This window comes from Shewanella sp. FeAMO, from assembly GCF_053653955.1.
This window is the reverse complement of the sequence record NZ_CM132201.1, coordinates 3,473,713-3,500,356: the sequence shown is the minus strand read 5'-3', so window position 1 is coordinate 3,500,356 and position 26,644 is coordinate 3,473,713. Positions and strand designations below refer to the sequence as shown.

Sequence of the window (26,644 nt, the reverse complement as noted above, 5' to 3'; positions counted from 1 at the left end):
ATTTAAGCAGTTCCTTATGAAAAGTCCTTCAAAAAGAAATGGTTAAATATTTGTTATTCAGGCTGAACCTGGGCTTTGTCTCAGCCGAAAGTCTGTCTCAGGTTCAGCGACCTGTCGGCACTGGCCTTTAACTGCAATACGGCTTGCTCAACCTGACACAGGGCGCTGACATTGTCATTGGTGGCGCCGTGAATCGTCTGTATGCCGCCTGCTATCTCTTGCACTACTTGCCCTTGCTGGGTTGCCGCCACGGCGTTTTGTCTGGCGAGATCGTGTATTTCAGCCATCCCCTGATTAACTGTGTTGATGGACTCCACAGCCGACAATGCTTCGGTGGCGCACTCCTGTGCCTGTTGTCTACTGGCTTCCATCTCATTGGCCCACTGGGTCAGCATGCTGAACATGGCCTCTATGCTGGCAGATATACTCTTGGTGGACTGCTGGGTGCGGCCGGATAAGGCTCTGACCTCATCGGCGACCACCGCAAAGCCGCGTCCCTGTTCGCCGGCTCTGGCTGCTTCTATGGCTGCATTGAGAGCCAGCAGGTTGGTTTGGTCGGCAATGGCGTCGATTTCCGACATGGCGTTGGCAACTTGCTGTGCTTCATCGTTCAGGCGTTTGGCATTGGAAGCCGCCCTGGCAACATCATCGGCCAGGTGGAGAATATGTTCACTGTTCTGATGCATCACATCCCGGCTTTGACGACAGAGGCCATAAGCCTCATCTATACGGCCTGAGGTTGCCTGGGTGTTGTCAGCCACATCACTGATAGTGGCATGCAGCTCTTCGATGGCACTGGCTATCTGCTGCATCTGTTGTTGTTCCAGATCCATGCCGACTCTGGCCTGCTCTGTGGCCACCACCAACTGAGCGGCAATATCATTGGTTTTAAGCGCTTGATCCTGAGTCCGGCCCAAAACGCCCTGAAGCATGGCGGTCTTACGCTGCAACTGAAATTCGAGCACGGATGACGTATCGTGCCCGGCATAGATGAAGCGACTGACAGAATCGTACTCTTGCTTGAGTGCCATCAATCGTGCCGGAATACGAAAGGCTTCGTCATAGAAGATAGCCAGATTGAGCGCCATCAACATGGCTCCGGCCAACACCACGCCCCAGCCCCAGATATAGCCGCTAAGCAGTAAGCCAGAGCCGGCCACCAGTGCCGAAAGCAAGCGTTTTTGCGTCAGCGTCAGCGGATCTTTGACTCTTTTGCCCTGATTCAGGCGACTGTATACCTTGATGGCCCGTTTGATGGTGCCTTGACTGGGTTTAACCCTGACAGATTGATAACCAATGATTTTTCCCTGTTCAAAGATGGGGGACACGAAAGCATCGACCCAGTAAAAACCACCGTCCTTACAACGGTTTTTGACCAATCCCCGCCAGGAACTGCCGGCCTTGAGGCATTGCCACATTTCGGCAAAGGCCGCCTTGGGCATGTCGGGATGGCGAACCATGTTGTGGCTGTGGCCCAACAGCTCGGCTTCAGAAAAACCCGATATCTCAGCAAAGGCCGGGTTGACGTAAGTGATAACGCCGCGAAGATCTGTGGTGGAAATGAGTTCGTCGGTGGATTGCAGACAGACTTCCCTGTCTGTGGTAGTGGAATTCCTTCTGGACATCTTTAATTCCGGCTCAGAGTTAGTGGCCCGATATTGATTCAGGCCTTATTATCGTTTTAAGTGTGATAAGCATAACATTTTTGTGGTTATTTGAGTGAGCGCTTTTTGCAACTTTTTTAGAGGTAAAGCGTTTGCAGGTTATTGATATGTATACTAATTGAAAACTTCGATGGCCAGTGTTTTAGTCGGGATAAAACTCTGCAAACAAGCAATCCAACGGCTGGACACAGTGAAATCTGCTAGCGCCGTATTTTTGCTCTTGGGCGGAACTGCAGTTTTCAGACCCGGCATGATCTTGCTAACCAAGGTTACTGTCATCTCCTGCGGGAGGGTATGCCAAAACAGCAAAGGATGGCCGAGGCATCAAAGTGCAATAATTCGACCGGAAGCGAATTTTGTTGTTTAAACTCGGGTAAATAAGCGATCGGTAACGCAAAAAGACCTTGCCCGGGCTTTAAAAAAAATCTGGAGCATGTAAGTTAGACAACAGAAAATGAATCCGGGGCATACACTGGCATGTTAAGAAGACAGAGACTGGCAAGAATGGCGTTGAGCTTTGGTTTGCTGGGACTCTTTGGACTGCTGCTTGGCCTGGGATTGGTTGTCTGGGGCTATCAGAGCGGCGATGGGCGGGAGTTCAGCCTGCTCAATCACAGCCTGAGTGAGCTGGGCAGTTACGGCCATTCTAAGTTGGCGGTACTGCTCAATGGTGGTTTGTTCTTCGGTAGTTTGAGCCTGGTGCTCTGTTGGTTATTCACCCTGCAGTTGTCTCGCTTATTGAGCAGCCATCTCCTGTATCTCAGTCTGACCCTGACTTGTATGGCCCTGGCCGGTGTTGGCCTGTTTCCCGTCAATGTCTATCACCTTCATATCCTGATGCTGAAGTGGTTCTTTATCTTTGGCTGTATCAGTGTCGGCTGCTACCTGGTTTATCTGCTGCAGCGCCCCTTTGGTGCCGCCACTCTGTGGACTCTGATCCCGGCGCTTATCAGCGGTGTCAGTCTGGGCGCGTTTCTGTTTCTACCGCATCTTGAACTTGGTATTACCGAGGGGGATAACCCCTTTTACCATGAGTTGGTGCTGCAATTACCTCGGCCTGACTTTTGGTGGCCGGCAGTCCTCGAATGGCTGGGGCTTGGCAGCTTTATGCTCTGGGTCCTGTGTTTGTTGCTGTGCACAAAAAAGGCCCCCGATGAACAGGAGCCTGTTGAAAGTCCTTATTAAAGGCCGGAAAAGCCCACAGCACGGGCTTGCTTAAGACCTTGACGCTAACGTCTATAGACCATGCCAGGTGCGCCGTGCCAGTATCCATTACAGGCTTCTTTGCCTGTTTCAGCATCGACTTCACTCCCTGCATTTTGCAGTAAAGACTCCGCCAAAGCGATGGAGTCATGGCCATCCGGTGACACCCTGAACCAGTCAACACTCAAACGTTTCATTTCTGGTATTTCCCGTCTGAGATCGCAGCGGGCTGCCGACTGAGTCTGTATGCCGTTGAGTCGCAATAGCGGTTGTTGCTCCTGGGTCTGGGCGACCAGGCCTTTTGGATGCTTGATGCATACCGTCTGACAGTCATCCTTTGCCAACCCTTGATGACGGGCGGTGAAGCAACGGGCCGAGTGCGCCAATGGTAAATAACCATGACCCAGTACTTCAATTTCAAAGTTTGGCGTCGGGGCGGTGACTTTTTGCAGCCACATCTTTGACAGCTCAATGGGCATCACAAAGCGCTGCATGCCCCATTGATGCAGCTTTTCCAGGCTGGCTCTGTTGTAGTTATTGATACTGGCACCACAGACAAAAGGCAGTCCCTGCTCCCGCGCCATACCAACGGCTGCCATATCATTGGCCTCAACTATGAACTCACCATTATCGAGTTGCTTTTTAAGCTCTTTAAGCTCGGATTGTGCCTCTATCAAGGCCAGAGTCGACAATACAACCTGTTTGCCGGCGGCTTTGAGCTCAAGGGCCAGGGCCAGATAATCGGCAAACTTCATCTGCCTGCGGCGGCTGCAAACGGCTTCACCCAGATAAACCAGTGGAATAGTGCTGTCTGCAACTTCACGGTAGAAGGCCTGCACTTGTGCTTTGGGCCAGCAATAGAGCAGCGGGCCAAGAGAAATATTCATAGAAAACTTCCTATTGCCAGCTGCGCTCGTAGGCACCCAGCGTGGTGGTTTGTCCCTCGGATACTTTGGCCAGCGCGGCATGCCATTCGGGTTTGGATTGGAACCGCTCCGGCGCATTCTGATAGGTGTCCAGAGCCTGGCGCCAAACCCGGGTAACCTGTTCCACATAGGCGGGGCTGCGTTGGCGACCTTCAATTTTAAGTGACACTATGCCGGCCTGGGCCAGTTCCGGCAGCAAGTCCAGGGTATTGAGGCTGGTGGGGGACTCCAGCAAAAAGCCCGGCTGGCTGTCTTCTTCGGTCAGATAACGTCCCTTGCACACAACCGGGTAGCCCATCTGCTCGTTCAACCCCGAGCTGTCAATCAAGACTTCGTTGAGGCGGGTCTGGCGACAGCCCTGATTTTCCTGCCAGCGCACATGTTTTGCCGGTGAGCAGGAGCCACCTGAATTGGGTGATTCCCCGGTCACATAGGAAGACAACTGACAGCGCCCTTCGGCCATGATACACAGACTGCCGAAGGCAAACACTTCCAGATCAACCGGGCTGGCCTTGGCAAGATCTTTGACCTGCTTGATGGATAGCACTCTGGGGAGTACGGCGCGCTCAATGTTGAATTCACGCTTATAGAGTGCCAGGGCACCGAGATTGGTGGCGCTGGCCTGTACCGAAAGATGCAGCGGCAGGTGAGGGTAGTGGCTATGGGCATAATCCAGTAGCGACAGATCGGCCATGATCAGTCCATCTATATCCGTGTTGGCGGCCAGATCGACGGCCTGATACCAACGTTTCTCTTCACCCGGTTGCGGAAAGGTATTAATAGTCAGATACAGCTTGCGCCCTTGTGACTTTACCTCTTTGGCTGCTTGTTGCAGTTTGGTCGGTGTGAAGTTCAGTCCGGCAAATGAGCGGGCATTGGTGTCGTCTTTCAGCCCCAGATAGAGGGCATCGGCGCCGGCGTTGAGAGCAGCCTTGAGTGATGCCAAGTTCCCGGCCGGACACAGGAGTTCCATGTTAACTTTCTCCCTAATTACAAACAAAGCCGCAGTTTATCGACCTTTGGATCTCACAGAATTGATATAAAACAGGTTTATGATCATAAAACTTGGTTAGACTGCCGGAGTTTTGGCATTTTAATCAGGAGTAACTCAAGATGCGCACGGCTTTAGCCGCCAAGGCGGCGCGCGATATTCTCACTCTGGCTCCCAAGTTGGTTGGAAAACCACTGACCTTGGTTCCCTTCGCCATCAAGGCGAACGTACTGCAGCAGCTATTGGCGGTATTGCTCAGCGAACAGGTTAAGGATGGTGAATTGGACTTTCTTGAAGGGCAATGGGTGGGCGTTCGGGTCGAGGATATGGAGTTGGCATTTGAAGTCAGTTTCGAACAAGGTTTCAAGGTGCGGCCTTTTACGGCTCCGGAAGTCACCTTCAGCGCCAATAGCGCCGAACTCTTGCTGGTCGCCGCCGCCAAAGAGGATCCTGACACCCTGTTTTTCCAGCGCCGACTCAGTATTGAGGGCGATACCGAATTGGGCCTCGAGGTCAAAAACTTGCTGCTTGGCATAGATGTTCAAAGTATGCCAAAGGGGTTGAAGCTGATGTTGGATAAGCTGGCCAATATGCTGACCACGCTCCTGCAAAGTTCACAAACCGCACCTCAATGGGCCTGACAAACAGTAAAATCCTGGCATAAAAAAAGCGACCCATTTGGGTCGCTGTCAGAGTTCAATCTAAACTCTGGATGGTGCGCTAGAAACCATCTTGAAGGGAGGATAATGATGAAACACTCGGTTCACTAATTCTGACTGCCGATTTTTCCGCGAGTTCCCGCACCAAGCAAAATAATTCAGTTTTATTTGCTTCACTCCTATCTGTAGATCCCCAAAAAGTCTGCCACATTATGCTCTTACAGTGATTTTGACTCAGTCTTTGCATTTTCTTGAATGGCAATATTGGCATTAACTATTTATCTATCCGAATGAGTCGAGCTGTAGGATAAAAAAAATGGCAACCCAAGGGGCTGCCATACAAGGTCGTACAAAACTGATTCGTACAAAACTAAGTCGTGCAAAGAATGAAAACCCGCTGCGCTAGCGTCGGGCCCCCATCCAAGGGAGATGATGATGAAACACTTGGAAAAGGTTCAGTTATTCAGAGTCGGCTTTGACAAAAAAGGTTCCCTGGAAGAGAAATTTTTTTTGCTGACCTTGGTTTGCAATGAAAAACCGGGGATAAAAAAATGGCAACCCAAGGGGCTGCCATACAAATTCGTACAAAACTAGGTCGTACAAAACTGATTCGTACAAAAAGTCGTGCAAAGAATGAAAACCCGCTGCGCTAGCGTCGGGCCCCCATCCAAGGGAGGTGATGATGAAACACTTGAAAAAGGTTCAGTTATTCAGAGTCGGCTTTGACGAAAAAGTTTCCCTGGAAGAGAAATTTTTTTGCTGACCTTGGTTTGCAATGAAAAACCGGGGATAAAAAAATGGCAACCCAAGGGGCTGCCATACAAATTCGTACAAAACTAGGTCGTACAAAACTAAGTCGTGCAAAGAATGAAAACCCGCTGCGCTAGCGTCGGGCTCCCATCCAAGGGAGGTGATGATGAAACACTTGAAAAAAGGTTCTGTTATTCAGAGTCGGCTTTGACGAAAAAGTTTCCCTGGTGGATAAATTTTTTATCTGCGACATGCCAAGCATGATTAAAGGCAGAGGGTTAAGTCCCCAAACAGCATGAAAATAGGTAATAAAAATGGCAGTCCAAAGGACTGCCTAAAAAATGCAGGGGACAAAGATCTTGTGCGCTAGCTCCAGTATCTCAGTCCAAAGGGAGATGATGATGAAACCGTTAAAATCGCTTCACTTATTCAGAGCCATTCGGAGAGAAAAAGTTCAGCCATAAAGAGATTTTTCTTGGGGAGCCGGCAGGCATAAAAAAAGGCAGCCATTAAGGACTGCCTTATGATCTATCGAAGATCAATGGGGCCGCGCTAGAAGCCCCTTAGGGAGAATGATGAACATGAAAAAGTAAATTCACTGCTCAATATGTTGGAGTCTTTAGTGATGTTTTGGTTCCCCCTGAATGGCGAAAAATAATCATGTTTTTTTAATTGGTTTATTTTTCAATTGATTATTTATCCTGTAACAGCTGGAGAATCTGTTCACGCAGAGCCTCGGGTTTGGTTGTGGGAGCATAGCGCTTGATGACTTTGCCATGGCGATCGACCAGAAACTTGGTGAAATTCCATTTAATCCCTTCCGAACCCAACACGCCAGGGGCCTGTTGCTTGAGCAGTTTAAACAAGGGATGAGCATTGGGGCCATTGACTTCCAGCTTGGCAAACAGTGGGAAGCTGACACCAAAATTCAATTCGCAGAAGGACTGGATCTCCTGCTCATTGCCCTTTTCCTGAGCACCAAACTGGTTACAGGGAAAGCCGAGTACAACCAGGCCTTGGTCTTTGAATTCCTGATACAGGCTTTCCAATCCGGCATACTGAGGAGTAAAGCCACAGGCACTGGCGGTATTGACCAGTAACATGACCCGGCCTTGAAATTCACTGAGATCCGTTTGTTGTCCTTGGATATTCTCCAGTGGGATAGCGTATATTGAGTTAGACATAGTGGCTCCTTGGTTGAGTCTTTACTATATATGACAAGTTTCATTGTCAGCAATTTATTTGTGTGCAATTTAAAGTGTTGGTCCAAGCGCATACCTAGAAAAAAGAGAGGAGAGTTGAGTGACACAAACAGCAGCCGAGCCGGAGCTTCAACCTCAAGCAGAAGTGGGGCAGGTGGTACAGCAGTTAACGCTATTGGAGGGCGAGGCTCAGGCCGAGGTCTTTGGTGAGATCCTTGAAGAGGCCGAACCTGGCACTATAGCCTTATTGCTGGAGTCCTTGCCGCTGGATGAACGCTATGAGCGCTGGAATCAGATAGCCTTTGCCGAGCGCTCGGCTGTGCTCAGCTTGATGCGCGCCGAACCCAGGATGAGCCTTCTTAGGCAGATGTCTGTGGAAGAGGTGGATCTGTTGCTGGCGCAGCTGTCAGCTGAAGAGATGATCGAGTGGAGCGATTATCTGCCCGACAGCTTTATCGACCGCGCTTTGGCGCAAATGGGTGAGCGGCAACGCAAGCGCTACGAGCTTTATGATCAATACTCGGAAAATGAAATAGGCCGTTACACAGAACATCAGGCCTTGGTGCTCAGTAACAAAAGCCGGGTGGAACAGGCGCAGCGTTTTTTCCGCCGCATTGACTTGGATTGCTGCGAAAATCTCTATCTGGTGGATGAGGATAATCATTACCAGGGGACAGTCAGTCGCTATGAGATTTTTCGCCAGGATCCACAAACCCAGCTTATTTCGCTTATTGAACCGGACAGCCGGGTATTGTCGGCCGATTCATCCTTGATAGAGGCGGCCGAAGCGATAGAGCATAGCTCAGACATTGAACTGCCGGTGGTCGATGAAGAAGGCACCTTAATCGGCCGCTTGACGCTGCGAACGGCAACCGCCTTGGTGCGAGAACACTATGAAGCGCGTTTGATGGCTTCGGCCGGTATGGATGAATCCGATGACCTGTTTGCGCCTATCGTCAAGGGCGCGCGTCGCCGCGCCATTTGGCTGGGGATCAATCTGCTGACGGCATTTTTGGCCTCTGCCACCATAGGTTTGTTCGAGGATGTATTGGCAAAAGTAGTGGCGCTGGCGGTATTGATGCCGATAGTGGCTTCTATGGGGGGTATTGCCGGATCGCAATCATTGACCCTGATGATCCGCGGCATGGCGATGGGACAGATTTCCATAGGCAACCTGTTTTCCTTGATGAAGAACGAACTCGGGATAGGGGCACTCAACGGCATTCTCTGGGCCATACTCATAGGTTTGGTGGCCGGGCTCTGGTTTGACGATAACCTGATTGGTATGACGATAGCCGTGGCAATTTTGGTCAATATGCTGGTTGCGGCCTTGGCCGGGGTGGCAGTACCCATGATATTACAGAAATTCAATCAGGATGCTGCGCTTTCCGGCTCGGTGATCCTGACCACGGTCACGGATGTTGTCGGCTTCTTTACCTTCCTTGGATTGGCAACCTTACTGTATCTATAGTCGTTAGCTTTTTTATGGCGCAGCATTGACCACTTCTGCAAAGTGGGCTCAATAGAAGACAGTCAAAAGAAAAGGGAGCACAGGCTCCCTTTCACAAAAGGCTTTGAAAGCTACTGGGCGACAATTGCGTTGAAATCTTGCACAGTGTCGGTTTGGTTGCTCAGGGTGACCTGATGCAACTGAGGGGCAGGGTTGGGAATGATAAGACTATCATATTGCTCTGGATCGTCATTTTCCGCGCTGCAGCTGAAGGCTACTGTATAATCCCCGGCGGGAATAAAGCCAAAGGCGTATTTGCCGAAGTTACCCACTTCATACTCTACTTCGACCGAGTTGTAAGGCACTACGGCATCTTCTGGTACGGCATTCTGATTGACATCCGGATCTAGGTTGTCGGTCAGCAGTGCAGGGTCCAGATCGTGGCCGGGATAGAGGTAGACAAAGTTACCGCTATCGGCAGCACATTCACCTGCGTTGAACAGGTTGATATCCACTTGGCCGGACAATGAAGCCACAGTCGCGTTGTCGACTATAGTCACGCCATGAGGCTTGAGGTTGTAACGCTGGCCATTTTGGTTCTCCACCAGACTACGGCGCAAGTCAAACTCTATGGTAAAACGCTGAACGCCGGCGCTGCCGACCTCAAAGCTGCCCAAACGCAGTTTATTACTGGGTTGTTTGAGTGGCACTTGACCGGTTTCGTCGATCACATAGCTGAGATCTGAACCGACCGATTCATCCAATACATGCAGGATGAGTTCTGAATAAGTGCCTACTTCCAACTCGGCATCGCTGAGGATGAGGGCGCTGTCGCTGCCTTGATATTCCAGCAGATCCAGTTGGCGGTAGTCCTCGCCATTGGCGCCGGAGACCTCGAGGATGATGTTATCCTGTCCCGCCCTTACCAGCTCAATTTTGTCAAATGCCACTACCACTTTTTCGGCGCTGTCGACCGGGGCATCAGACACGGCAAAGCTGACTTTGGCGGTATCAGGCGTAGGTGTCGGCGGGGTGTCATTGTCACTACCACCACAGGCCGCCAGTAATAGGCCTGAGCCGCAAAGCAGTGCAATAGTCGAGATACGATTTTTCATCTTGGTTCCTCTTGTTGTTCCCGGAGCGTGACTGCTACCCGATTACCGGGGGTTACTCAGAGAATTATGTTTGTTGTCTGCCACAAACTCCCTCAATGGGGCTAACATACTAACCAATTGCGGCTTTTACCTGTAGCCATACGTTAATCTGGTTAAGCCGAGGTTAAGTTTTATGGGGGATGTCCCCTTCAATAGCTCACATATCCGCCAAGTATAGTCACCAAAGGAGTATCTATGCCTAATCCTGCCCAGGAAATCACGGTTTCTCTGGCCCAAAGTCCAGATCTGATTGCTGCCGCTTGCGCTTTGGTGGACAGCCGCGATGATAATGCTCACCCCTTGGATCATCAGGCCTTTATGGCCTCCCGTGCTGTGATAGTGGCGCAAAACGGGGCCGGGGAGCTGGTGGGCTGCGCTGTGATTAAGGCCGGACGAGGAGATATCGCCGAGCTTGGGTATTTAATGGTACATCCTGAGTACAGAAGACGGGGGATTGCGGCGGCCTTGACGCGAAAGCGGATCCAAATCGCCCGGGAAATGGGGATTCGGCTATTGTTTGCTACAGTTAGAGAAGAGAATCGTGCCAGTCGTGACAACTTGCTCAAGTCCGGAGTGCAGTTTTGGGGTAATTATCTGAGTATCAGGGGCACAGGCAATACCGTGGGTTGGTACTTTTTAGTGTTGGATGACCAAGTGGATGTCACTACAGAAATGCTCAAGTTGGTAGGGGATAGGGTCAGAATCGACTGAATTTACACTTTTTTGTCATCAGCTCGTGGCAAACTTGCGTTTCTTGACAGAATTTTGTCACGAATGCCGTGAGCCAGATTGCAAAATGCCATTAGCCGAAATAGAGTTAAATCACCAACAATAAAAATAGATTCAGTGCCTTGGGCGTTTTTGTGCTCAGGGATAAGGATACGGCCATGGTCTTGGACGGAAATCGATTTGCCGACAGACAAACGTTCGCCCTTCAATATGGATAAACACCCAGGTTACCTTTTCAGGCTACTGCTTGCGTTTGTTCTGTTCCAATTCAGTGTTGGTGCCTGGGCCGCTCAGGTGCTCGACAACAGCTACATTCTTAAGGCTGAGCCACAACAGCTGGCTCCGACCTCATTCGAGGGGGTACCTGCCTGGATCCGAGCGCAACAGGAAACCAGCCTGAGTTTGAGTGGTGGCAGTTACTGGATGGTGAACCCTTTGCGGGTGGCCAGTCGTGAACAGACTTGGGTCATAGACGTACGCAACTCCATCATAGAATCCATCGACCTTCTGCTGCTTGGGCAGGATGGCAGCATGCAACAAGCCCACTCTGGCTATGATGCCGACTATCAGTATCTGTTTGATTACGGCAGGCGGTTCACCATCAAGCCGGGGATAGATTATTGGTTGGTGGTCAAGGTCGAGAGCCGTTACTACTCATCGGCACCCGAGATCCGTCTGGCACCGGAAAGGGAACACAAACTCAGTGCCGACAGGCATGCCACCGCCGTGGTGCTATGCCTCGGGGGCTTGATTTTTATCGCCTGCTATAACCTGTTCATCTTCTTTACCACCCGTGACAAGGCGTTTTTTTGGTACGGTCTTTATGTGCTGGCATACTTCTGCGGCTGGGCCTTGACCTTCCACTTGCCGGTGCACCTGTTTCAGTTCCGTCAACTCGAGCTGCACCACCTGTTCTTCATCAGCCTGCCAATATTGAACATATTGTTCTATAATAATTTTTTGCAGCTTTCTCTTTATTCGCCCAAGCTTTGGCGCCTCAGTCGTATCTTGCTGTGGGCCTGTGTGCTGGCTCTGCCTACCAGTATCTGGTTCTTGTCTTACACGGCGATTATTGCTTCCGTGCTTATCATGCTCTGGATTGGACTGGCGATAGTTTGCGGTAATGTCTGTCTGATGAAAGGCTTCTCGCCAGCACGCTATTTCATCATGGCTTTCAGCTGTTTGCTATTGCCGGCAATCATCATATTGCCCGGTAACATGGGTATCACCCCAGACTTCTTTGAGTATGCCGAGCTGGCGACTCTGCTGGGCGGCACTGCCGATGCTCTGCTGCTGTCCTTGGCGTTGGCAAGCAAGCTCAAACTCTTGTCGGAAGAGCGCCAGGAGTATATCCGCAAGTTGGGTATTGCCTGGGAGCGAGCCCGCAGTGATAGCCTCACAGGTCTTGCCAACCGCTTGGCCTATGATGAGAGTCTGGCGGATACTTGCCTGAGTAGTGGCATGCCCAAGCCGGGATATATGTTGGTATTGCTGGATATTGAAGGGCTGAAACGGGTCAATGACACCCTGGGGCATGGGGAAGGGGACAGATTGCTGCTGGCGATAGCCGAAGAGCTAAAGAGCTGGTCTGTGGCCAAGTTAAAGCCTTTTCGTATCGGTGGCGATGACTTTGCTTTGCTGTTGCCGGAAGCCGAGGCGCAGCAACTGCAGAACTTACTGCCGAGGCTGGAGCAGCGTATTGCCAGTGAAGGTTTTGCCGAGCTCTGTGTCAATCATGGCTCTGCCACCAGTACAGATAAAGAAAAGATCCAGGATTGGGTCCGCGCCGCCGACAAAGACTTGTATCAGTGCAAGAGTCTGCGTCGCCGTGAGCTGCACGCCAGACAACTGGCTGCAGCCGAAGGCCTGCCCCGCTGAACTCACGGGGCTAATTTCGGGACTAATTCCTGGGCTAAGTCAGGAGCAAGTCCAAAGCTGAGTCGAACAGGCTAAATCTCGCCTGGATGCCTATCAGAAGTCTTCCTCACCCTTGATATGGCGCGGATAGCCACTGATGGCCTTGGAGGTGTGCATACCCGCCATGGTTGCGGCTTCGACGCAGCCCACATTCAGCCCTGTTTTTATCCAATCGCCGGTGACATAGAGGTTATCCAGCCCAGTACCGTCTGTGGGGATGCGAAAACGCGAGCTATCTTTCACCGACAACACATACCGCTCGGACGGGTCGACATTGGCACGCCAGTATTGGCTGTCAAAGCGCTGTTGTCCTTGACGTTCCTCCGGGTCGTGCAGCCATTCCCAGACAAAGCCATTTTTGGCTTCCGGCCAGAGATTGCCTATTTGATGCTCGAGTTGCCCCAGAGCCCCGGACTTGGCCACGGCATTCATTTGCTGGTTAAAGTCACTCTGCTCTCTGGGTGGATATTCGGCAACCGGCAGCGCCGAGCAGAAGTAACTGGCATTTTTGACGCGGCCTATCGGCCAGCTTTCTTTGTCAATCAATTGATCCATACTGGCCCAGGTGTCATAGGGCTCGCTGAAGGCCGATAGCACAGGCTCTTCGCCGGAAGCCGGAAAAAGTTGCCAGCCAAGGCCGTTGAGATCTGTGTTGAGCCACAACTGATAGGCCTGGGTCGCCACGGTTTGCACCTTGGCCACAGCTTGAGATAGCGCCGGACTTTGGGTCATCACCTCTTTAGCCACATGAGGAACGGCTCCTATGGATAGACCGAAGATCACCTTGTCAAAATCAATCCCCTTACGCAGCTGTTTCACCGGCAGAACGTGGCCGGTTTCTTGCTGGTACAGCTGCGGCCAATCACTCCAGAAGTGTTCCAGGTTGACCCGGTTTTCGGCAATTAATCTGGCTTGAGTTTCATCCAGTTGTGATAGCAGAGGCTCGCTTGGCCAGCAGCCGAGTCCTTTGACATCCACCAGCGGCTGATACTCGCTGAGTCCGGGTTTGAGGCTGGCCTGCTCCATTATCTCTATGCTGCTGACGGATTGCCCTTGACAATGCAGCTGTTGTACCTGATGGAAGAAGTGAAAATTCACTCCTCGGCGTTTCAACACTTCATAGTAGGGGGTGAATACTGTGTCGCCCATGCCGGCCTGCATTTTCCACATCACGCCCCCTTGGTAGCAGAGGGCAATTCGCAGCATGGAGCGGATTATGGTGCCGGCTTCCACATTGGGGCGGGAGAAATCGCCCTGCTCGTAGGCAAACACCAGATCGTAGAAGCCCCTGACCGGTGCTGAATCGACAGTGTAGCGCTCGCTGGCGCCATGGCGACGCAGCCATTCGCGGTAGTCATAGCCGTTGATAACATCGAATCCGCCCTTGAATACCCCATCGACAAACATCCCCTTGAGTATGGTCAGACCGAGGTCGGCACCTATGTAGAGGCGCCTGAGCTCGTCATTGCCACTCAAGTGATCGCCAAAGCGGCGGTTGAGACGCCGATGCAGTATATCGACGGCACTCTCGATTAGGCCATCGTCCTCGACAGTGTCGTGGTGGTGATCGTCACACTCCTGGCCTATCAGCTGGTTGAAGCGGCACTCCAGCTTGTCCCCCAGGGTTTCCAGGCTATCTTTGGCATCATCCAGCGCCTCTTCGATGCGATCGTTCAGGCGTTCAAACCAGTCGCGGGAGAACCAGTCTCTGGGGCTATCCTTGGCCACGGCCTCATCGACTTCATCCATCTGTTTTAACCATTGACGGATCCAGTAGAAGGCCGCCTTGACCAATTTCCACAGCGTCAGGGTTTCTGTACTGTCGCCGGGGATACCCGGCATGGGCGGGAACTCTATGGGCCAGCTCAGGCTGCGCCCCTCTATCTGCTCCTGCAGCACAATGAAGTTATGGGGCTTGAAGGCTTCGACAAAGCTGGCCAGCGGCGCGTCATCCGCTCGCCCCAGTTCTTCATAGGCTTTGCGCATCAGAGCGGCGGCATTTTGGTAGAAACCAAACCAAATATGCAGCCCATGCTCTTCGATACGATCCCCCATAGCGGCATTGCGCCCGGAGGCTCCCTTGCCACCAATGCGCCAGCCCTGTTGATAGATATCTATTTGGTACCGGTTTTGCCAGCCAGGTTGTTCGGTCAGGCACATGGCAGCGGTAATGGCGGCAACGCCTCCACCGAGAATGGCAATTTTCTCTTTTTTGACCACAGAGTTGTCCACCAACACTTCGCCAGGCGGTACCTCAAAGTCAAAGTTCACATGGTAGGGCAGCAACACCTGCTGCTCGCCGAGCTGTACCCCCAGGGTGTCGGTCAGCGGGAAGCTGTCGTTGGCAAAGATGGTGGCCACCAGGGAGTTATCCAGCAGCGACAGATGATGCACCTTGTTGACTCTGGCCGGCGCCTGCAGCAGCGCCTGATATACCGCCTTGGTGCCGGAAGTGTCGGGGAACTGCTTCAGGAAAACTTGCTCCACCGCCGGTTTGAACAGCAGTTCGAATACCTGCTCGGCTCCAAGAGCATCCAGATCGGGAATAAAGTCGGTTTGGGCCTGAATAAAGTCCCAGGTTTGGCCTATGGCTTCCAGTGGAGAGAGGGCATTCTCCTGCTGCGGCCTGCACTTAACCTGGAGCAGTGGTGCCATTGCCAGTTCGGCATCCGGGGAAAATTTTTGAAAACTCTTGGCCGACAACGATAGTTCTGTCAGCGGCTCATCTACGCCAGGCATCCGGTATTCGCAGGCGTATTTGGGATAACCAAACAACTCGCGGCCATTGATCAATGCCATGGCATCATTGACCCAGATATGCAGCGGCTGAAACAGAATTTCGCTGATTTCGCCGGAATCCGGACCGGCCTGTTTACCCACCATCACCCAGGTGATGATATCGGTTTCCTGGATCCAACCCTTGTTGCGATCCACCTCGACACTGGAATAAGCCTTGGCGATTTGAGTGAAAGTTGTCAGTACATAAGGGGACAACACCTTGAAATACATCTTGTTGTTGGCGACCCGGTTCAGGGTTTGGTCAACACTCTGTTGTAAATTGGCAAGCTTGCCCTTGAGGAAAAAGCCGTACATATCGGCCTGGGTTAACACCAGAGGAGAGTGCATAAGCACTGAGCCGGGAGGGTAGATAAAGTCGGGGCGTTGTTCGTTCATGGCGACCATCCTTGTGTACTGACGTTTGCCAGATTTATCTGGCTGAATTAACTGAATAAACCTAGCGTATATTTAGGCATCTTACAATTGCAGTCCTGTTGCCTGTGGTTTGCTCTTTGTTGGGGAATCTTAAACCAAGCCCGCTTGAGCGAAAGGGGGCGTCGCCGCTATGCTTGCGTTCCGGGCATGAGCCGGAAGATTGTGTCAAGGCAAGGAGATAAGGGAAAGCGATGCGGCATTTATTGAGACACTATAGTGAAAGCGACGCCACAGGGTGCCATAGCCACGATATCGGTCAGCTTATCTATCTGCATCATGGCGCGGTTTTGCTGGAGAGTGGCCAAGCCGAGTCCTTGCTGCTCAGCGGTCAACTCCTGTACCTGCCACCCGGGTGCGAGCATGCTCATAGATTGCTGAAACATACACGCTGCAGTTTATTCTATTTTCGTCCCGAGGTATTGCCGCAGCATTGGCAGTCTCATGGATTGCATCAAGGACCTGCGCCCATGAGCGTCAGTCCACTGTGGTCGGCGCTGCTGCAAAGACTGGAAACTGTCACTGAAGACAAGGAGGCCGCCTATCTTGAAGTGCTGCAGGATAATCTGTGTCAGCTTCAGCCTCAAGGCCGGCTCGAGCCGCTTTACCAGAGTCTGGACCCCAGGCTATTGCCAGTTATCGAAACCATGCAGCGTTCACCCAATCTTAAGCTGCGTCTAGAGGATTTTTCCAAGCACTGCGGCGCTTCCGAGCGGACGCTGAATCGCTTGTTCCGTGTGTGCCTGGGGGTGAGCTTTAAGGACTGGCGCCGTCGTAGCCTTATGCTCGAAGCCCAGCACCGACTGCGGCAAGGGCAGCCGATGACACAGGTGGCTTTGGAGCTTGGCTATCAGAATCTCAGTGCGTTTTCGGCGGCTTATCACAATTTCTTCCGGCGCCAGTCATATCCTCAGTAGCTCTGCGCCAGTCGCTTGGCGCTATCATCGCCGATTAACACACAACTCATCTCGTCGGTGCGGATAATACGTTCGGCCTCGAATTGAAACAGGGCCAATACTCTGATGCTGAATCGGCTGCCATCGGCTTTCTCTCCCGCCACTCTATGACAGGAAAACACCTTTTGCTGCTGACAAATAAGCTGCTCAAAGCCGATCTCGCTAATTTTTACCTGGCTTCTTAGCCAGTGAATATGAGCACAAAAGGCCCGGTAATCCAGCTCCTTACCATCCACCCACTGACGATACTCCGGATGAAAGTCCTGCGTTAATGCCAGTTGCCAATCGGCGCGGGTCAGCACTCGGCCCAATATCTGTTGCACTCTGCCGGCTAACAATTTCTCTTTGGGATCCAGCTTCATTTTCGGCTCCTTATTGGTCTATCCCGGGGGATGTCCCGGTTAAGCTTTTCTGTTAAGCAACACCATGGTGCCGCATCAGGCTGGGTGCTGCTTTGGTATTGGCGCCAACTTGTGTGGTTTTCACGCCATAATGTGCTGGCGATGTCCAAGGAATATGGTGCTTGGTGAGGATGACAATGCCAGTGCCTTAATCGTTTCAAGGCAACCTGACTCTCGGCAACTGGAGCTCGGCAACTGGACAGTCACCTTAAGTTGGCGCTAATTTGAGCACTATGAAGAGAGTCTTTTTAGCTGCAAGCGCGAGCATGAGCATAAACATACGCACCGCCAGGTTAAGCGATATCCCCGCCATGATGTCACTGAGGTTGAATGTGAGCGAAAATCGCCTGCAGGATCCCGGGCGGATCACTCATGCCTGTTATCTCGGTTACCTGAGCGGCCGGCGGCGAAGCTGGGTTGCCGAGACTGACACCCAACTGCTTGGCTTTACCTGTGCCGATCGTGATGATGCCAGAATTTGGGCGCTTTTTATCGCTCAAGAGGCGGAAGGAAAGGGCATAGGTAAGGCCCTGTTACAGCAAGCTGTTGACTGGCTCCACGCCGGTGGCTGTAGCAAGCTGCAACTCAGTACCGAGCCGGGTACCCGCGCCGAAGGCTTCTATCGCCATCTCGGCTGGCAATCCTTGGGGCTTACCGAAGATGGCGAGCTGCATCTGCAGCTTATCCCCCAGAGTCATCAACCTTGCGGCTAACTACTGTGGACTTTCGTCTGTGCTAAGGAAGGTGCGAACAAGTCCCATGTGTGCTCTGCGTCGGCTTACAGGCCTGGATGCAAGGCGTGGTTCGCCGCAAATGGCCTTAGTCCTTTGTAAGAAGCACAACACAGCAGATAGGTCTGTAAGCCACGCCCTTTGGGGCTTTCACAGCAACCAGCTCTCTGCGTTATCCGACTTTGACAGGCCCCGGCATGCCTTCAGTCAGATGCCTTGAACGCCAATTGCTGTGCAAGCCAGAGTGCCACGAGGACTTATTTGCACCTTCCCAAAAGGCAGCTCAGCTATTCACAAAGAAGGTGATGGATTGCCGTTTCGACGGAAACCCGGGCCAAGTAGGATAGCGATTTAAGGCCTAGAGTTGCATAGCCGCTATACAAATGCATCCATGCATGACCTACAGCGCTGCCAGCTTTAGGCTCATAAAACAGCTATTTGGGTCTTGTTGATAGTCGGCGAAGGGGGCGCAGAAGCTAAAGCCTTCACTCGCGTACAAGGCTCGGGCCGGGGCGAAGTAGGCCATAGTGCCAGTTTCCAGGTAAAGCCTTTGGACACCCAGGCCTGCGGCATGATGCAGCAGGTGTCTGAGCATGGCTCTGGCGTACCCTCGGTGGCGGAAACTTGCAGCTGTGCGCATGGATTTAAGCTCGGCCTCGGCGTTACCAAGAAGTTTGATGGCACCACAGGCGGCGGGTATTTCTGTTACCCAAAGGGTGAAGAAGTGGATATCCGTTTGTTTCAGGCCGCTGAGGTCGAGGGCATGCACGCTCTCGGGAGGTGATGTCGCCTGCATCTCTTGCAGGTGCTCTGCAAGCAGTTGCAAAACCCCAGGATGGCTTAAATCATCGGCTCTGATCTGCATTGAATCTTCTTTGGGCATGATATTCATGGTTTTGCTCGTTGCTATGGCTCGCTATATTAGTGGCTTGGCGCTATTGACCAAGCAGCGAACGTGGCAATGCTTATGCCATCCTTGTAAAGATCGCCATTTTAGACGTGGAATTGAAGTTGGACGCAGTGCGGGTGGGCCTATATGACAAACTGGCTACAGGCCCAAAATTGAGTGGTGTCATTTGAGTTGCACCGCAAACAGGCAGAGTGCCCGTTTGCGGTGCATGGTAAAGAGCCTTTAAGGCCTTTTTTGATGAGCAGGGAGCCTGCTCAGTCCAGCGATTTCAGCGGCCGATAATGGCCCAGGCTGGATGGCAGGGCTATGCCTTGGCTTCGCAACTGGTTGACCCGGTTTTGATAGGCAGCACCTACGAGTAGTTGCAGTGCCAAGTCCACGGCGCGGCGCTGACGGTAATCATCCAGGTAGCTATCCTTGGCCCAGGCGTTGAAGGCGCCCAGTGCCGGCCCGGCCCAGATCTGGTAATCCATCTCCCGACCGCTTTCCCCTGTGTTGGACCAGCGGCTCGATAGCCCCAGATACCAGCGGAAAATGAGCGCCATCTTGCGCTTTGGATTGCCCTCGGCGCGGCGAATTTGTTCGGGATCCCGCGCCATAAAGTGGGCAACCGTGCCTTGCCAGATTTCATCCAGATTGGCGCGAAATACCTGAGTTTCCAGCTTTTGGCGCTCATCGGCCGGAATGGCCTCTATCGAGTCGTAGCGGCTGTAGATTTCGTAAAGCTTATTGGCTCGCATGGGGAAGAGGGTGCCGCGTTTTACCACTTGCAGCTTGACGCCCATCTCAAACATATCCGCGGCCGGCGCCATGGTGACATCGGCCATTTCCACGGTCGCCAATAGCTTACGGCTGTGCTCGCTGGCGCCGGCTTCGATACAGGCCTGATTGATAGAGCCGGTAACGATAAAGGCGGCGCCCATATTGAAGGCCGCCAAAGCCGCATCCGGCGTGCCTATGCCGCCACCCGCTCCAACCCGGATAGGTTCTTGGTAGGCGTATTTTTCCTGCATTTGATCCCGCAAGGCGATAATGGTGGGCAGCAGGGTAACCAGAGGACGATTGTCGGTATGGCCGCCGGAGTCGGCCTCGGCGGTAATGTCGTCGGCCATGGGCACCTGCCTGGCAAGTTCGGCCTGCAGTTCAGTGATCCATCCCTGACTCAGCAGTTGCTGGAGGATTTTCTCCGGCGGCGGCGCCATAAAGTGGGCGGCAACTTCGGTGCGGCTCACCTTGGCTATCACCTTGTTGGCGATTAGGGTGTTGCCGTCACTGTCCCGGCTCAGTCCGGCCACCCGATATCTTACTATGTGAGGGGTCAGCGCCAGGAAGGCCGAGGCTTCGACCGTACGCACCCGGTGTTTGAGGTAGAGCTCGACCGCACCTTGTTCGAGTGCCGGTTCGCTGGGGCTGTGGATCAGGTTAAAGGCGTAGGGGCCGCTTGGCAGCGCCGCCTGAATTCGGCCGATGGCGGCTTCCACTCGGGCGGGCACCAGACCGGCGGCGCCGAATGAGCAGAGTATGCCGGCCTTGCCGAGGGCAATCACCAGCTCTTCGGAGGCGATACCGTTGGCCATGGCGCCGGCATAATAGGCGTACTTGACTTTGTGGCAGGCGGCAAAGGCCGGATCGCCGAGCGCTGCTGCGCTGAGTGGCGGCACCATGGCGCAAACCGGCAGTGTATTGCCGCTTGCACTCGCCTCGGCAAACTGCGCCTGATTGGCAAACAGGATTTCCCCCTTGGTTTGTCTGGCGACAAACAGCGGCTTATCCAGCGCCTTGATTGCGTTGCCGGCACAGTTATCCGTGGCCGCAAAGACATCATCACTATTTGGGTTCAGGGCCCATGGCCAATTGAAGCTTGTCATCTTGTTGCTCTCATTATCTGTTCGGTTGTTTTTGCCTGATGGCTCAGGCTTCTTCAATGGCCAGAGCCAGATCTGTTATTTCATAAATTCGCAGGCCATCTTTGGCGAGCCAGGCATCGGCTGTCAGTGTGACTCTGTCCGGCGTATCCTCTATGGCTGTGATATGCAGCTCCAGCGACATCTGCCGGTTCAGGGGATTGATCTGACCGCGGTATTTCCACTGTACCTGACTCAGGCAATGGGCGAATCTTGGGTTACTGAATTGGCTCCCAAGCCCGGCGTCCAGGGCAAAGGCACTCAGGAGTTCCAGCATGGCTTCCACTCCGAGCGAGCCCGGCATCACAGGGTCCTGATGGAAATGGAAGCGGAAGAACCAGTCAGCGGCATCGATTTTGCGCTCGCCATAGATGTAGCCCAAGCCGGAATGGCCGCCTTGGCGGCAGATGCGGACAGAATCGACAAAGTTGAGTCTACCGCCCGGCAGGCGCAGGTGTTTTTGATCCCAAGAGCCATGATAGAGAGCGCAATCGGCGGCGCGAAGATCATAGCTCACATCGGCCTCAAGCCCTTGCTGTTTATCCCAGGGCTCGGTCACCTTACCGTTATCCAGTCCTAACTGGTTTTTCAGCGCCTCGGCCTTGAAGTAACCAAATACTGCCTCGCCTTCATAGAAGGGTTCACCATCGGCGCTGAGCACAAAGCTGAAGCTCTGGATGATGTTGGTGCCCGCCTTGACAGTGCTCAGCAGACGCGAGTCGTTGCTGATGGTCTTGCCACGCAGGTCAAGCCGGCGCAGCAGTGTGCCTTTACCGTCGAGGTTACGGAAGAAAAGCTCTGTGTCGCCATAGCCCAAGGTGGTGCCCATATAGCCGGAAATAAAACCATTGGGCTGCAGCGCTATCTCCATCAAAATCGAGTAGGGCATATGCGCCGGGTGGCTGTTTTCACTGAAGTACCAAGCCTTGGGTGGCACTTCATATTCGCCGATACAGGAGGCCGGAGACTTGAAGTCGCCGCGCTTGCCAATCACCTGCGTCACCCTGGTGGTGAGCTGCAGATCGCCGCAGGGGGTGCGCGGTGGGATAAGCCCGCGGTAGGCGGCAAAGTCGGGGCCGAAGCAGTTCTCAATATCGCCGGTGGCAAATTCAAACATATGCCAGGGGGTAAAGGGCGCAGTATCGGGCGTGCGATTCGGGTAGTCCGGCGTTACCGGCGCCGGAACATGCCTGACCGGGAGCACGCCGTGAATGGGCTGAGAGTCCGGGCAGCTTTCATGGCTCATCAAGGGGGCATTGATGGACGCCTGGCGTCCGGCGTTCAGTGCCTCGTTAGTATCACTTGCCGAGGCGGCAGGGTGTTGCGGCTTTCCGCTGTACTCCTGGTCACTCACAGCACTGTCATCGGCGTACTTGTGGCAGTCTTCATCTTCCTTGAGCATGACGCCAAGATTCTGGAAGTCCACCACCACCTTGCCGTCAAGCAAGATCTCAATATTGGCCTTGGCCCAGGGGCTGGGTGTCAGTCCTATTTCGGTGACTTCCATCCGATAGGTGAGACGATTGGATTGCGGCTGTACCTGTCCGCGGCAACGTACCTTCTGCGGCGCACTTTCCAGTGGTTGGAAACGGCCATTGCGGGTGTGTTTGTGCAGGCCAAGATAGAGCATATAGAACTGCAGCAACTGACCGCAGCCCTCGGCCATCAAGGAACCGGCCATCACCTGATCGTCCTTGAAATGACAGGGGAAATACCAGTGATCCGGCTCCAGTTGCTTGTGTCCTTCAACCAGGCCCAGGCCCCAGGCGCCGCCGCTTGGTTCGACTCTGCTGACCTCTTCGATCATCAGGAACTTTTCCGAGGCAAAACACAGCGAGGCTTGGCGGTAACCCAAGTCATGAGATGGGCCAAAGCAGGCGCCGATATTGCCGCTCAGCAGTTGCCTCATTCGCTGGTAATCAAATATCTGTTGTTTACAGTGGATCAAGGGCTGGAATTGGCGCTTGTTCGCCATCGCCAGGTTGCGGGCCTTGATCTCCTCTTCGGTGCGGATGACTCCTTTGCCATCGGCCAGCTCGGCATCGGTGAAGAAACCGGCGCAGCCGTTGTCCATCTTGAGGATCAGACGTTCGCCGACAAAACACTCGTAGGAGAAGAAAAACAGCAGGGTATCGCCGTTGCGGGCGAAGTGATTGATGGAGATGTCGTATCTCAGGGTATCACCGCCACGGGGCAGATCGCCGAGGAAGGTGAGGGTACAGTCGAGCAAACGGTAGACCCGCTCGCCCTTGTTCTCCAGATCTATGCCGAGATAGCTTATCAGCATCAAGTCACACTGGCCCGACTCCACGGCCACCGCCCAGGGGATCTGGCCATCGACCAGATAGGGGGCGTCCACGGGAATATCATACTCTGTGGTCATGGTGCTCGGCTTGTATTCGCCAAGACGGGCATTGAGTTTAGTCACCCTGGAGACCAGCAGGTAATCTGTGGTGGGCAGTCGCACCCGGCGGCGGTAGCTGTCGATCACGGCATACTCGGGGCCGAATACCGGTGCTATGTCGCCCTCGGCGTATTGCACCAGATCCTGATAATTCCAGATACAGGGTTTGTCCTTGGGCACTTGGGATATCGCTTTGGAGGTAATGGTTTTGGCAACAGTTTCAGCAGCCGTTTGAACCGATTCCTTGGGCGTGCGCGCTGGTAAAGGCGCTACTGAGGCGGAGCTCAGGTCTGCCGAGCGCTTGTCTTCTGAAACGATATTCTCAGCGCTTAAGCGGTTTTCGGCCGTGGCCCCGGCGCCCAAGAGGGCGCTGGCCAGTGCCAGTCCGGTTTCGCGGCTCTTGAGGAAGGCCAGGTGCGCTTCACGTGCCAGCCGTTGATTATCTGCCAGTGCCTGCAGGTGCGCTTCGGTAGCGGCTTTATGGGGAGCGGCCGCAATTTTATCGCCGGGCACGGATTGTCTGAGAGCTGATGGGGCGTGCTGATTGTTCACCGGAGTGAGCTCCTTAGTCAGTTCACTGTTAACTTGTTGGCTGCTGGTGTGCATTGCAGGCGCTGCCTGGGCTTGAGTGTTCTTTGCCTGGGCAAGCTTTTGGCGAATGCCGGTCTCGTGTTTAAGCTCGGCGGTGGCGATATGCTGCTCTATGGCGTCACCGCCAAGGGTGATGGTCTGCCACAGCTGGCGGACATTTGCGCCGGCTATCTTTTGACTGGGCTTTTCACTGGCCCCTTGACTGCTCTCTTGACAGCTCTTTTTATTCTGCGTGCTCAGCGCCTGTTGCAGGCGCGCCTTTTGCTCCGCCGACTGTTGCAAAGTAACCGCGGCGCAGCGGCGCTCGCCATCTATCAGCAGGGTGTGGGAATCTTTATCCCTATCCTGGGTCAGGCGCAGCAGCGAGTGCAGCAAACTGGCCATCCCGGCGGCGGCAAAGCTGTGCCCCATACGCGAGACGGCGCTGTGGCTGGTGGCCGCGAGACGGCGAAAAGCCTTGAAGCTGGGGCTGTGCTCATCTACTTCAGACTGTGCGTCCCGGCAAAGTGCTTGCTCCCTTGAGTCTGCCGCAGAGAGAGGCTCTGTAGCTGTTAATTCCACTGATGAAAACGGCTTGAAACTCAACTCTGTCAGGGCGCCGTAGCGGCCGTTTTGATGCGCAACTGACGGCTTCAGTACCAAGGCGCCGGCGCCTTCACCCGGTAACAGTCCAAGCTGTTGCAGACGCTTGCCCGAGTGCAGTACCCGCTCGGCACTGCCGGCGAGATCCACCGCGGCCACTACTACGGCGTCCAACGCCTCGGTGTGGCAGAGATTGGCGGCCACTTCCAACGCCCGGGGAACCGACAGCTCGGCGGCCGAAATACTGAAAGCCGGGCCGTTGAAATCCCATTGGGAGGCGACCCGGGAGGCCATGATGTTGCCTATGTAGCTGGTGTATTGATTGAGGCTGGCGCTGGGCAGTACGCTGTCCATCGCCAAACGCTCGAGTTCGAGATACTCATCTTGGCTTAAGGTGATGCCGGCATCTTTAAGGCTCTGGCTAATCTGGCTATGCAGATTGACCCGGCCGCGGAACTGATGCAGTTCAAGCTCGGTTTCCATGGCGACCAACACAGCCACCCGGCCACCCATGGGCAGATTGGCATCGCGAATCGCATCATCGGCCACCTTGAGCAGCAGTAATTGCTGCGCCACCAGTCTATCTCCCGGATGGGGCGGCAGGCGGAATTTGAGGAAATCCAGTTCAAACTTGTCTATGTAGCCGCCATTGGGCGCCTGTTCAAGCCCCATGCTGGAGAGCAAAGAGCGGTTGCGCTCCAGGCCTTTCCAGCGTTTGGGTGGCAGGGCTCTGGTGGCCGTTTGCCCTTTGGCTATCAGCTTGGCGAGCACCTCGAGTGAGTCGGCGGCGCCGAAATGCGCGGCGGCGCCCTCAATCGCCAGGCCGTCAGTGTCCTGGTGTGCAGCCGTTCCCGGCGAAGGTTTGGCCCGAATAAACTCTTTGGCAGCATCGGGCCCTGTGAGCAGCAAGTGGGCGTTACAGCCTCCGAATCCGAACACAGACACCCCGGCAACCGGGCCGGGATTGCCCGCTTTGGTTGGCCAGGGGATGGCGCTGCGCACTATATTGTGCTCGCCAAACAAGCCGTTGGGCGAGCTCAGCGGCGCCGATATTCTCACCGAGGCGGGTAACAGCTTGTGTTTCATCGACAGCAGCAACTTGATGATGCCGGCCATACCGGCAGCAGTCAGCAAGTGGCTGAGGTTGGACTTGACCGAGCCGATTTTAGGCGCGGCGCAGCCTTCCAGACGTGGGCCGAAAAACTGCTCCATGGAACTGAGTTCCACCTTGTCACCCAGAGGCGTGCCCGTGGCGTGGCATTCAATCACCTCCACCTGGGATGGCGCGATATTTGCCGCCTCGGCGGCCCGTTCAAACGCCAGTACCTGGCCCTTGCTGGCGGGGCTTAAGACAAACTGGCCGCGACCATCGTTGGAAAGCCCTGTGCCTCTGATTATGCCGTGAATGGTATCGCCATCCCTTTGGGCATCGCTCAGGCGCTTGAGCACCAATACGCCGCAGCCTTCACCGGCAAACAGACCACCGGAACTGTTATCCAGCGGGGCGCTTTGGCCCGACTCGGGGAAGGCCTGGAAAATGGAAAAGCCCATATGGATAAAGAAGGGATCGGCGCCGCTGACGGCACCGGCCAACATCACATCGGCGCTGTGGTTGCTGAGATAGTCGCAGGCCAGGCGCAATGCATAGACAGAGCTGGCGCAGGCGGCATCCAGGCTCAGGTTGGGGCCGCCAAGGCCCAGGCAATCGCACAGCAGTTCAGAGCCCTGGGCAGCGATATCTGTATCCCAATGGCGAATGCTTGCATCTGCCGCCGTTCCCGCATCTATGGCTGACGCCAATGGCGGCATGCCGGGGAAACGGCGCCGCAGCGCCGTATCGACACTGTGATGATACAGCGGCAAAAAGGCCTTGTTGGAAGCTCGGGTAGGGAACGAAAGCGTGCCGATCACGGCGCCGCAGCGCGTCAAGTCGGAAGCGTTTTGCGCTGGGGTTAGCCCGGCGCTTTGCAGGGCCTTGCGGGCGCAATCGAGAGCCCACAACAGGTGCTGATCCCAGATTTGGGCACCCGTTGCCATTTCATCCGCTGATCTGGCATAGCCCTCGGGCGAGAAGTTTAGCTGGCGAATATAACCGCCCTTATCACAATAGAAACGGTCGCTCTGGCCTTTTGCGCCTTGATAATCGCTGACACTGGCGCCCAATTGGCTGTCATTCAGGGAGCTGATGGCATCCCGGCCTTCGCTGAGCAGTTGCCAGAAGGCGTCCAGATCCTCACAGCCCGGGAAGCGGGCGGCCATGCCAACTATGGCAATGGGCTCGGCTTGTTTACTTGTCACTCTGTTCTCACT

At 54.0% G+C, this 26,644-nt stretch carries 16 protein-coding genes and 1 pseudogene; 7 read left to right on the top strand and 10 right to left on the bottom strand.

What is annotated here, in order from left to right:
* Positions 1 to 80: 80 nt before the first annotated feature.
* On the bottom strand, positions 81 to 1,625 hold the full coding sequence (locus ACWAU4_RS15725; RefSeq protein ID WP_208124965.1) for a methyl-accepting chemotaxis protein: 1,545 nt from the start codon (positions 1,623 to 1,625) through the stop codon (positions 81 to 83).
* A gap of 516 nt (positions 1,626 to 2,141) precedes the next feature.
* Here ACWAU4_RS15725 and ACWAU4_RS15720 point away from each other — a divergent pair.
* Entirely contained in the window at positions 2,142 to 2,849 is a 708-nt protein-coding gene (locus ACWAU4_RS15720) for a DUF998 domain-containing protein (RefSeq protein ID WP_054744358.1), read from the top strand.
* 44 nt (positions 2,850 to 2,893) lie between these two features.
* Here ACWAU4_RS15720 and ACWAU4_RS15715 read toward each other — a convergent pair whose 3' ends face one another.
* Positions 2,894 to 3,754 carry a U32 family peptidase gene (locus ACWAU4_RS15715; protein WP_044734920.1) on the bottom strand — a complete coding sequence of 287 codons (861 nt, stop codon included), beginning with the start codon at positions 3,752 to 3,754 and terminating at the stop codon, positions 2,894 to 2,896.
* 10 nt (positions 3,755 to 3,764) lie between these two features.
* Positions 3,765 to 4,766, bottom strand: coding sequence for a ubiquinone anaerobic biosynthesis protein UbiU (gene ubiU, locus ACWAU4_RS15710; protein ID WP_044734919.1), 1,002 nt, complete (start codon positions 4,764 to 4,766; stop codon positions 3,765 to 3,767).
* Positions 4,767 to 4,906: 140 nt separating this feature from the next.
* On the opposite strand from ubiU, the gene ubiT reads away from it, so the two are divergent.
* Entirely contained in the window at positions 4,907 to 5,425 is a 519-nt protein-coding gene (ubiT, locus tag ACWAU4_RS15705; RefSeq protein ID WP_025011922.1) for a ubiquinone anaerobic biosynthesis accessory factor UbiT, read from the top strand.
* 1,460 nt (positions 5,426 to 6,885) lie between these two features.
* Here ubiT and ACWAU4_RS15700 read toward each other — a convergent pair.
* Positions 6,886 to 7,377, bottom strand: a complete 492-nt coding sequence (locus tag ACWAU4_RS15700) for a glutathione peroxidase (RefSeq protein ID WP_028779821.1) — start codon at positions 7,375 to 7,377, stop codon at positions 6,886 to 6,888.
* Positions 7,378 to 7,495: 118 nt separating this feature from the next.
* Between ACWAU4_RS15700 and ACWAU4_RS15695 the strand changes: the two genes are divergently transcribed.
* A complete protein-coding gene (locus ACWAU4_RS15695; RefSeq protein WP_028779822.1) occupies positions 7,496 to 8,866 on the top strand; it encodes a magnesium transporter in 1,371 nt (456 codons plus the stop codon).
* Between the two features lie 110 nt (positions 8,867 to 8,976).
* Here the strand turns inward: ACWAU4_RS15695 and ACWAU4_RS15690 are convergent, their stop codons facing one another.
* Positions 8,977 to 9,960: a DUF4382 domain-containing protein gene (locus ACWAU4_RS15690; protein WP_144218318.1), complete on the bottom strand. Its 984-nt coding sequence runs from the start codon at positions 9,958 to 9,960 to the stop codon at positions 8,977 to 8,979.
* A gap of 234 nt (positions 9,961 to 10,194) precedes the next feature.
* On the opposite strand from ACWAU4_RS15690, the gene ACWAU4_RS15685 reads away from it, so the two are divergent.
* Positions 10,195 to 10,710 carry a GNAT family N-acetyltransferase gene (locus ACWAU4_RS15685; RefSeq protein WP_096142621.1) on the top strand — a complete coding sequence of 172 codons (516 nt, stop codon included), beginning with the start codon at positions 10,195 to 10,197 and terminating at the stop codon, positions 10,708 to 10,710.
* A gap of 228 nt (positions 10,711 to 10,938) precedes the next feature.
* Positions 10,939 to 12,606 (top strand): GGDEF domain-containing protein, encoded by a 1,668-nt coding sequence (locus tag ACWAU4_RS15680; protein WP_454290576.1) that lies wholly within the window; start codon positions 10,939 to 10,941, stop codon positions 12,604 to 12,606.
* A gap of 93 nt (positions 12,607 to 12,699) precedes the next feature.
* On the opposite strand, the gene ACWAU4_RS15675 is transcribed toward ACWAU4_RS15680, so the two are convergent.
* Positions 12,700 to 15,819, bottom strand: coding sequence for an NAD(P)-binding protein (locus tag ACWAU4_RS15675; RefSeq protein WP_208164080.1), 3,120 nt, complete (start codon positions 15,817 to 15,819; stop codon positions 12,700 to 12,702).
* A gap of 230 nt (positions 15,820 to 16,049) precedes the next feature.
* Here ACWAU4_RS15675 and ACWAU4_RS15670 point away from each other — a divergent pair, with 230 nt between their 5' ends.
* A complete protein-coding gene (locus ACWAU4_RS15670; RefSeq protein ID WP_208134734.1) occupies positions 16,050 to 16,772 on the top strand; it encodes a helix-turn-helix domain-containing protein in 723 nt (240 codons plus the stop codon).
* Here the strand turns inward: ACWAU4_RS15670 and ACWAU4_RS15665 are convergent.
* A complete protein-coding gene (locus ACWAU4_RS15665; protein ID WP_054744361.1) occupies positions 16,766 to 17,173 on the bottom strand; it encodes a hypothetical protein in 408 nt (135 codons plus the stop codon). The two genes, ACWAU4_RS15670 and ACWAU4_RS15665, sit on opposite strands and share 7 nt — an antisense overlap.
* 305 nt (positions 17,174 to 17,478) lie before the next feature.
* Here ACWAU4_RS15665 and ACWAU4_RS15660 point away from each other — a divergent pair, with 305 nt between their 5' ends.
* Positions 17,479 to 17,925 carry a GNAT family N-acetyltransferase gene (locus ACWAU4_RS15660; RefSeq protein WP_037466951.1) on the top strand — a complete coding sequence of 149 codons (447 nt, stop codon included), beginning with the start codon at positions 17,479 to 17,481 and terminating at the stop codon, positions 17,923 to 17,925.
* Positions 17,926 to 18,343: 418 nt separating this feature from the next.
* Here the strand turns inward: ACWAU4_RS15660 and ACWAU4_RS15655 are convergent, their stop codons facing one another.
* From ACWAU4_RS15655 to ACWAU4_RS15645, 3 genes and pseudogenes are all read right to left on the bottom strand, one after another.
* Entirely contained in the window at positions 18,344 to 18,808 is a 465-nt protein-coding gene (locus ACWAU4_RS15655) for a GNAT family N-acetyltransferase (protein ID WP_054744371.1), read from the bottom strand.
* Positions 18,809 to 19,107: 299 nt separating this feature from the next.
* A pseudogene (locus ACWAU4_RS15650) lies at positions 19,108 to 20,538 on the bottom strand (PfaD family polyunsaturated fatty acid/polyketide biosynthesis protein); the annotation flags it as partial.
* Between the two features lie 226 nt (positions 20,539 to 20,764).
* Positions 20,765 to 26,632 (bottom strand): hotdog fold thioesterase, encoded by a 5,868-nt coding sequence (locus ACWAU4_RS15645; RefSeq protein ID WP_338327200.1) that lies wholly within the window; start codon positions 26,630 to 26,632, stop codon positions 20,765 to 20,767.
* Positions 26,633 to 26,644 lie beyond the last annotated feature (12 nt).

Excerpts from the sequence above, each read along its gene's own strand:
- ubiT (WP_025011922.1), top strand. The coding sequence starts at position 4,907 with ATGCGCACGGCTTTAGCCGCCAAGGCGGCGCGCGATATTCTCACTCTG.
- ACWAU4_RS15715 (WP_044734920.1), bottom strand. The coding sequence starts at position 3,754 with ATGAATATTTCTCTTGGCCCGCTGCTCTATTGCTGGCCCAAAGCACAA.
- ACWAU4_RS15660 (WP_037466951.1), top strand. The coding sequence starts at position 17,479 with ATGAGCATAAACATACGCACCGCCAGGTTAAGCGATATCCCCGCCATG.
- ACWAU4_RS15725 (WP_208124965.1), bottom strand. The coding sequence starts at position 1,625 with ATGTCCAGAAGGAATTCCACTACCACAGACAGGGAAGTCTGTCTGCAA.
- ACWAU4_RS15720 (WP_054744358.1), top strand. The coding sequence starts at position 2,142 with ATGTTAAGAAGACAGAGACTGGCAAGAATGGCGTTGAGCTTTGGTTTG.
- ACWAU4_RS15680 (WP_454290576.1), top strand. The coding sequence starts at position 10,939 with ATGGATAAACACCCAGGTTACCTTTTCAGGCTACTGCTTGCGTTTGTT.
- ACWAU4_RS15675 (WP_208164080.1), bottom strand. The coding sequence starts at position 15,819 with ATGAACGAACAACGCCCCGACTTTATCTACCCTCCCGGCTCAGTGCTT.
- ubiU (WP_044734919.1), bottom strand. The coding sequence starts at position 4,766 with ATGGAACTCCTGTGTCCGGCCGGGAACTTGGCATCACTCAAGGCTGCT.
- ACWAU4_RS15665 (WP_054744361.1), bottom strand. The coding sequence starts at position 17,173 with ATGAAGCTGGATCCCAAAGAGAAATTGTTAGCCGGCAGAGTGCAACAG.
- ACWAU4_RS15655 (WP_054744371.1), bottom strand. The coding sequence starts at position 18,808 with ATGCAGATCAGAGCCGATGATTTAAGCCATCCTGGGGTTTTGCAACTG.
- ACWAU4_RS15670 (WP_208134734.1), top strand. The coding sequence starts at position 16,050 with ATGCGGCATTTATTGAGACACTATAGTGAAAGCGACGCCACAGGGTGC.
- ACWAU4_RS15700 (WP_028779821.1), bottom strand. The coding sequence starts at position 7,377 with ATGTCTAACTCAATATACGCTATCCCACTGGAGAATATCCAAGGACAA.
- ACWAU4_RS15685 (WP_096142621.1), top strand. The coding sequence starts at position 10,195 with ATGCCTAATCCTGCCCAGGAAATCACGGTTTCTCTGGCCCAAAGTCCA.
- ACWAU4_RS15690 (WP_144218318.1), bottom strand. The coding sequence starts at position 9,960 with ATGAAAAATCGTATCTCGACTATTGCACTGCTTTGCGGCTCAGGCCTA.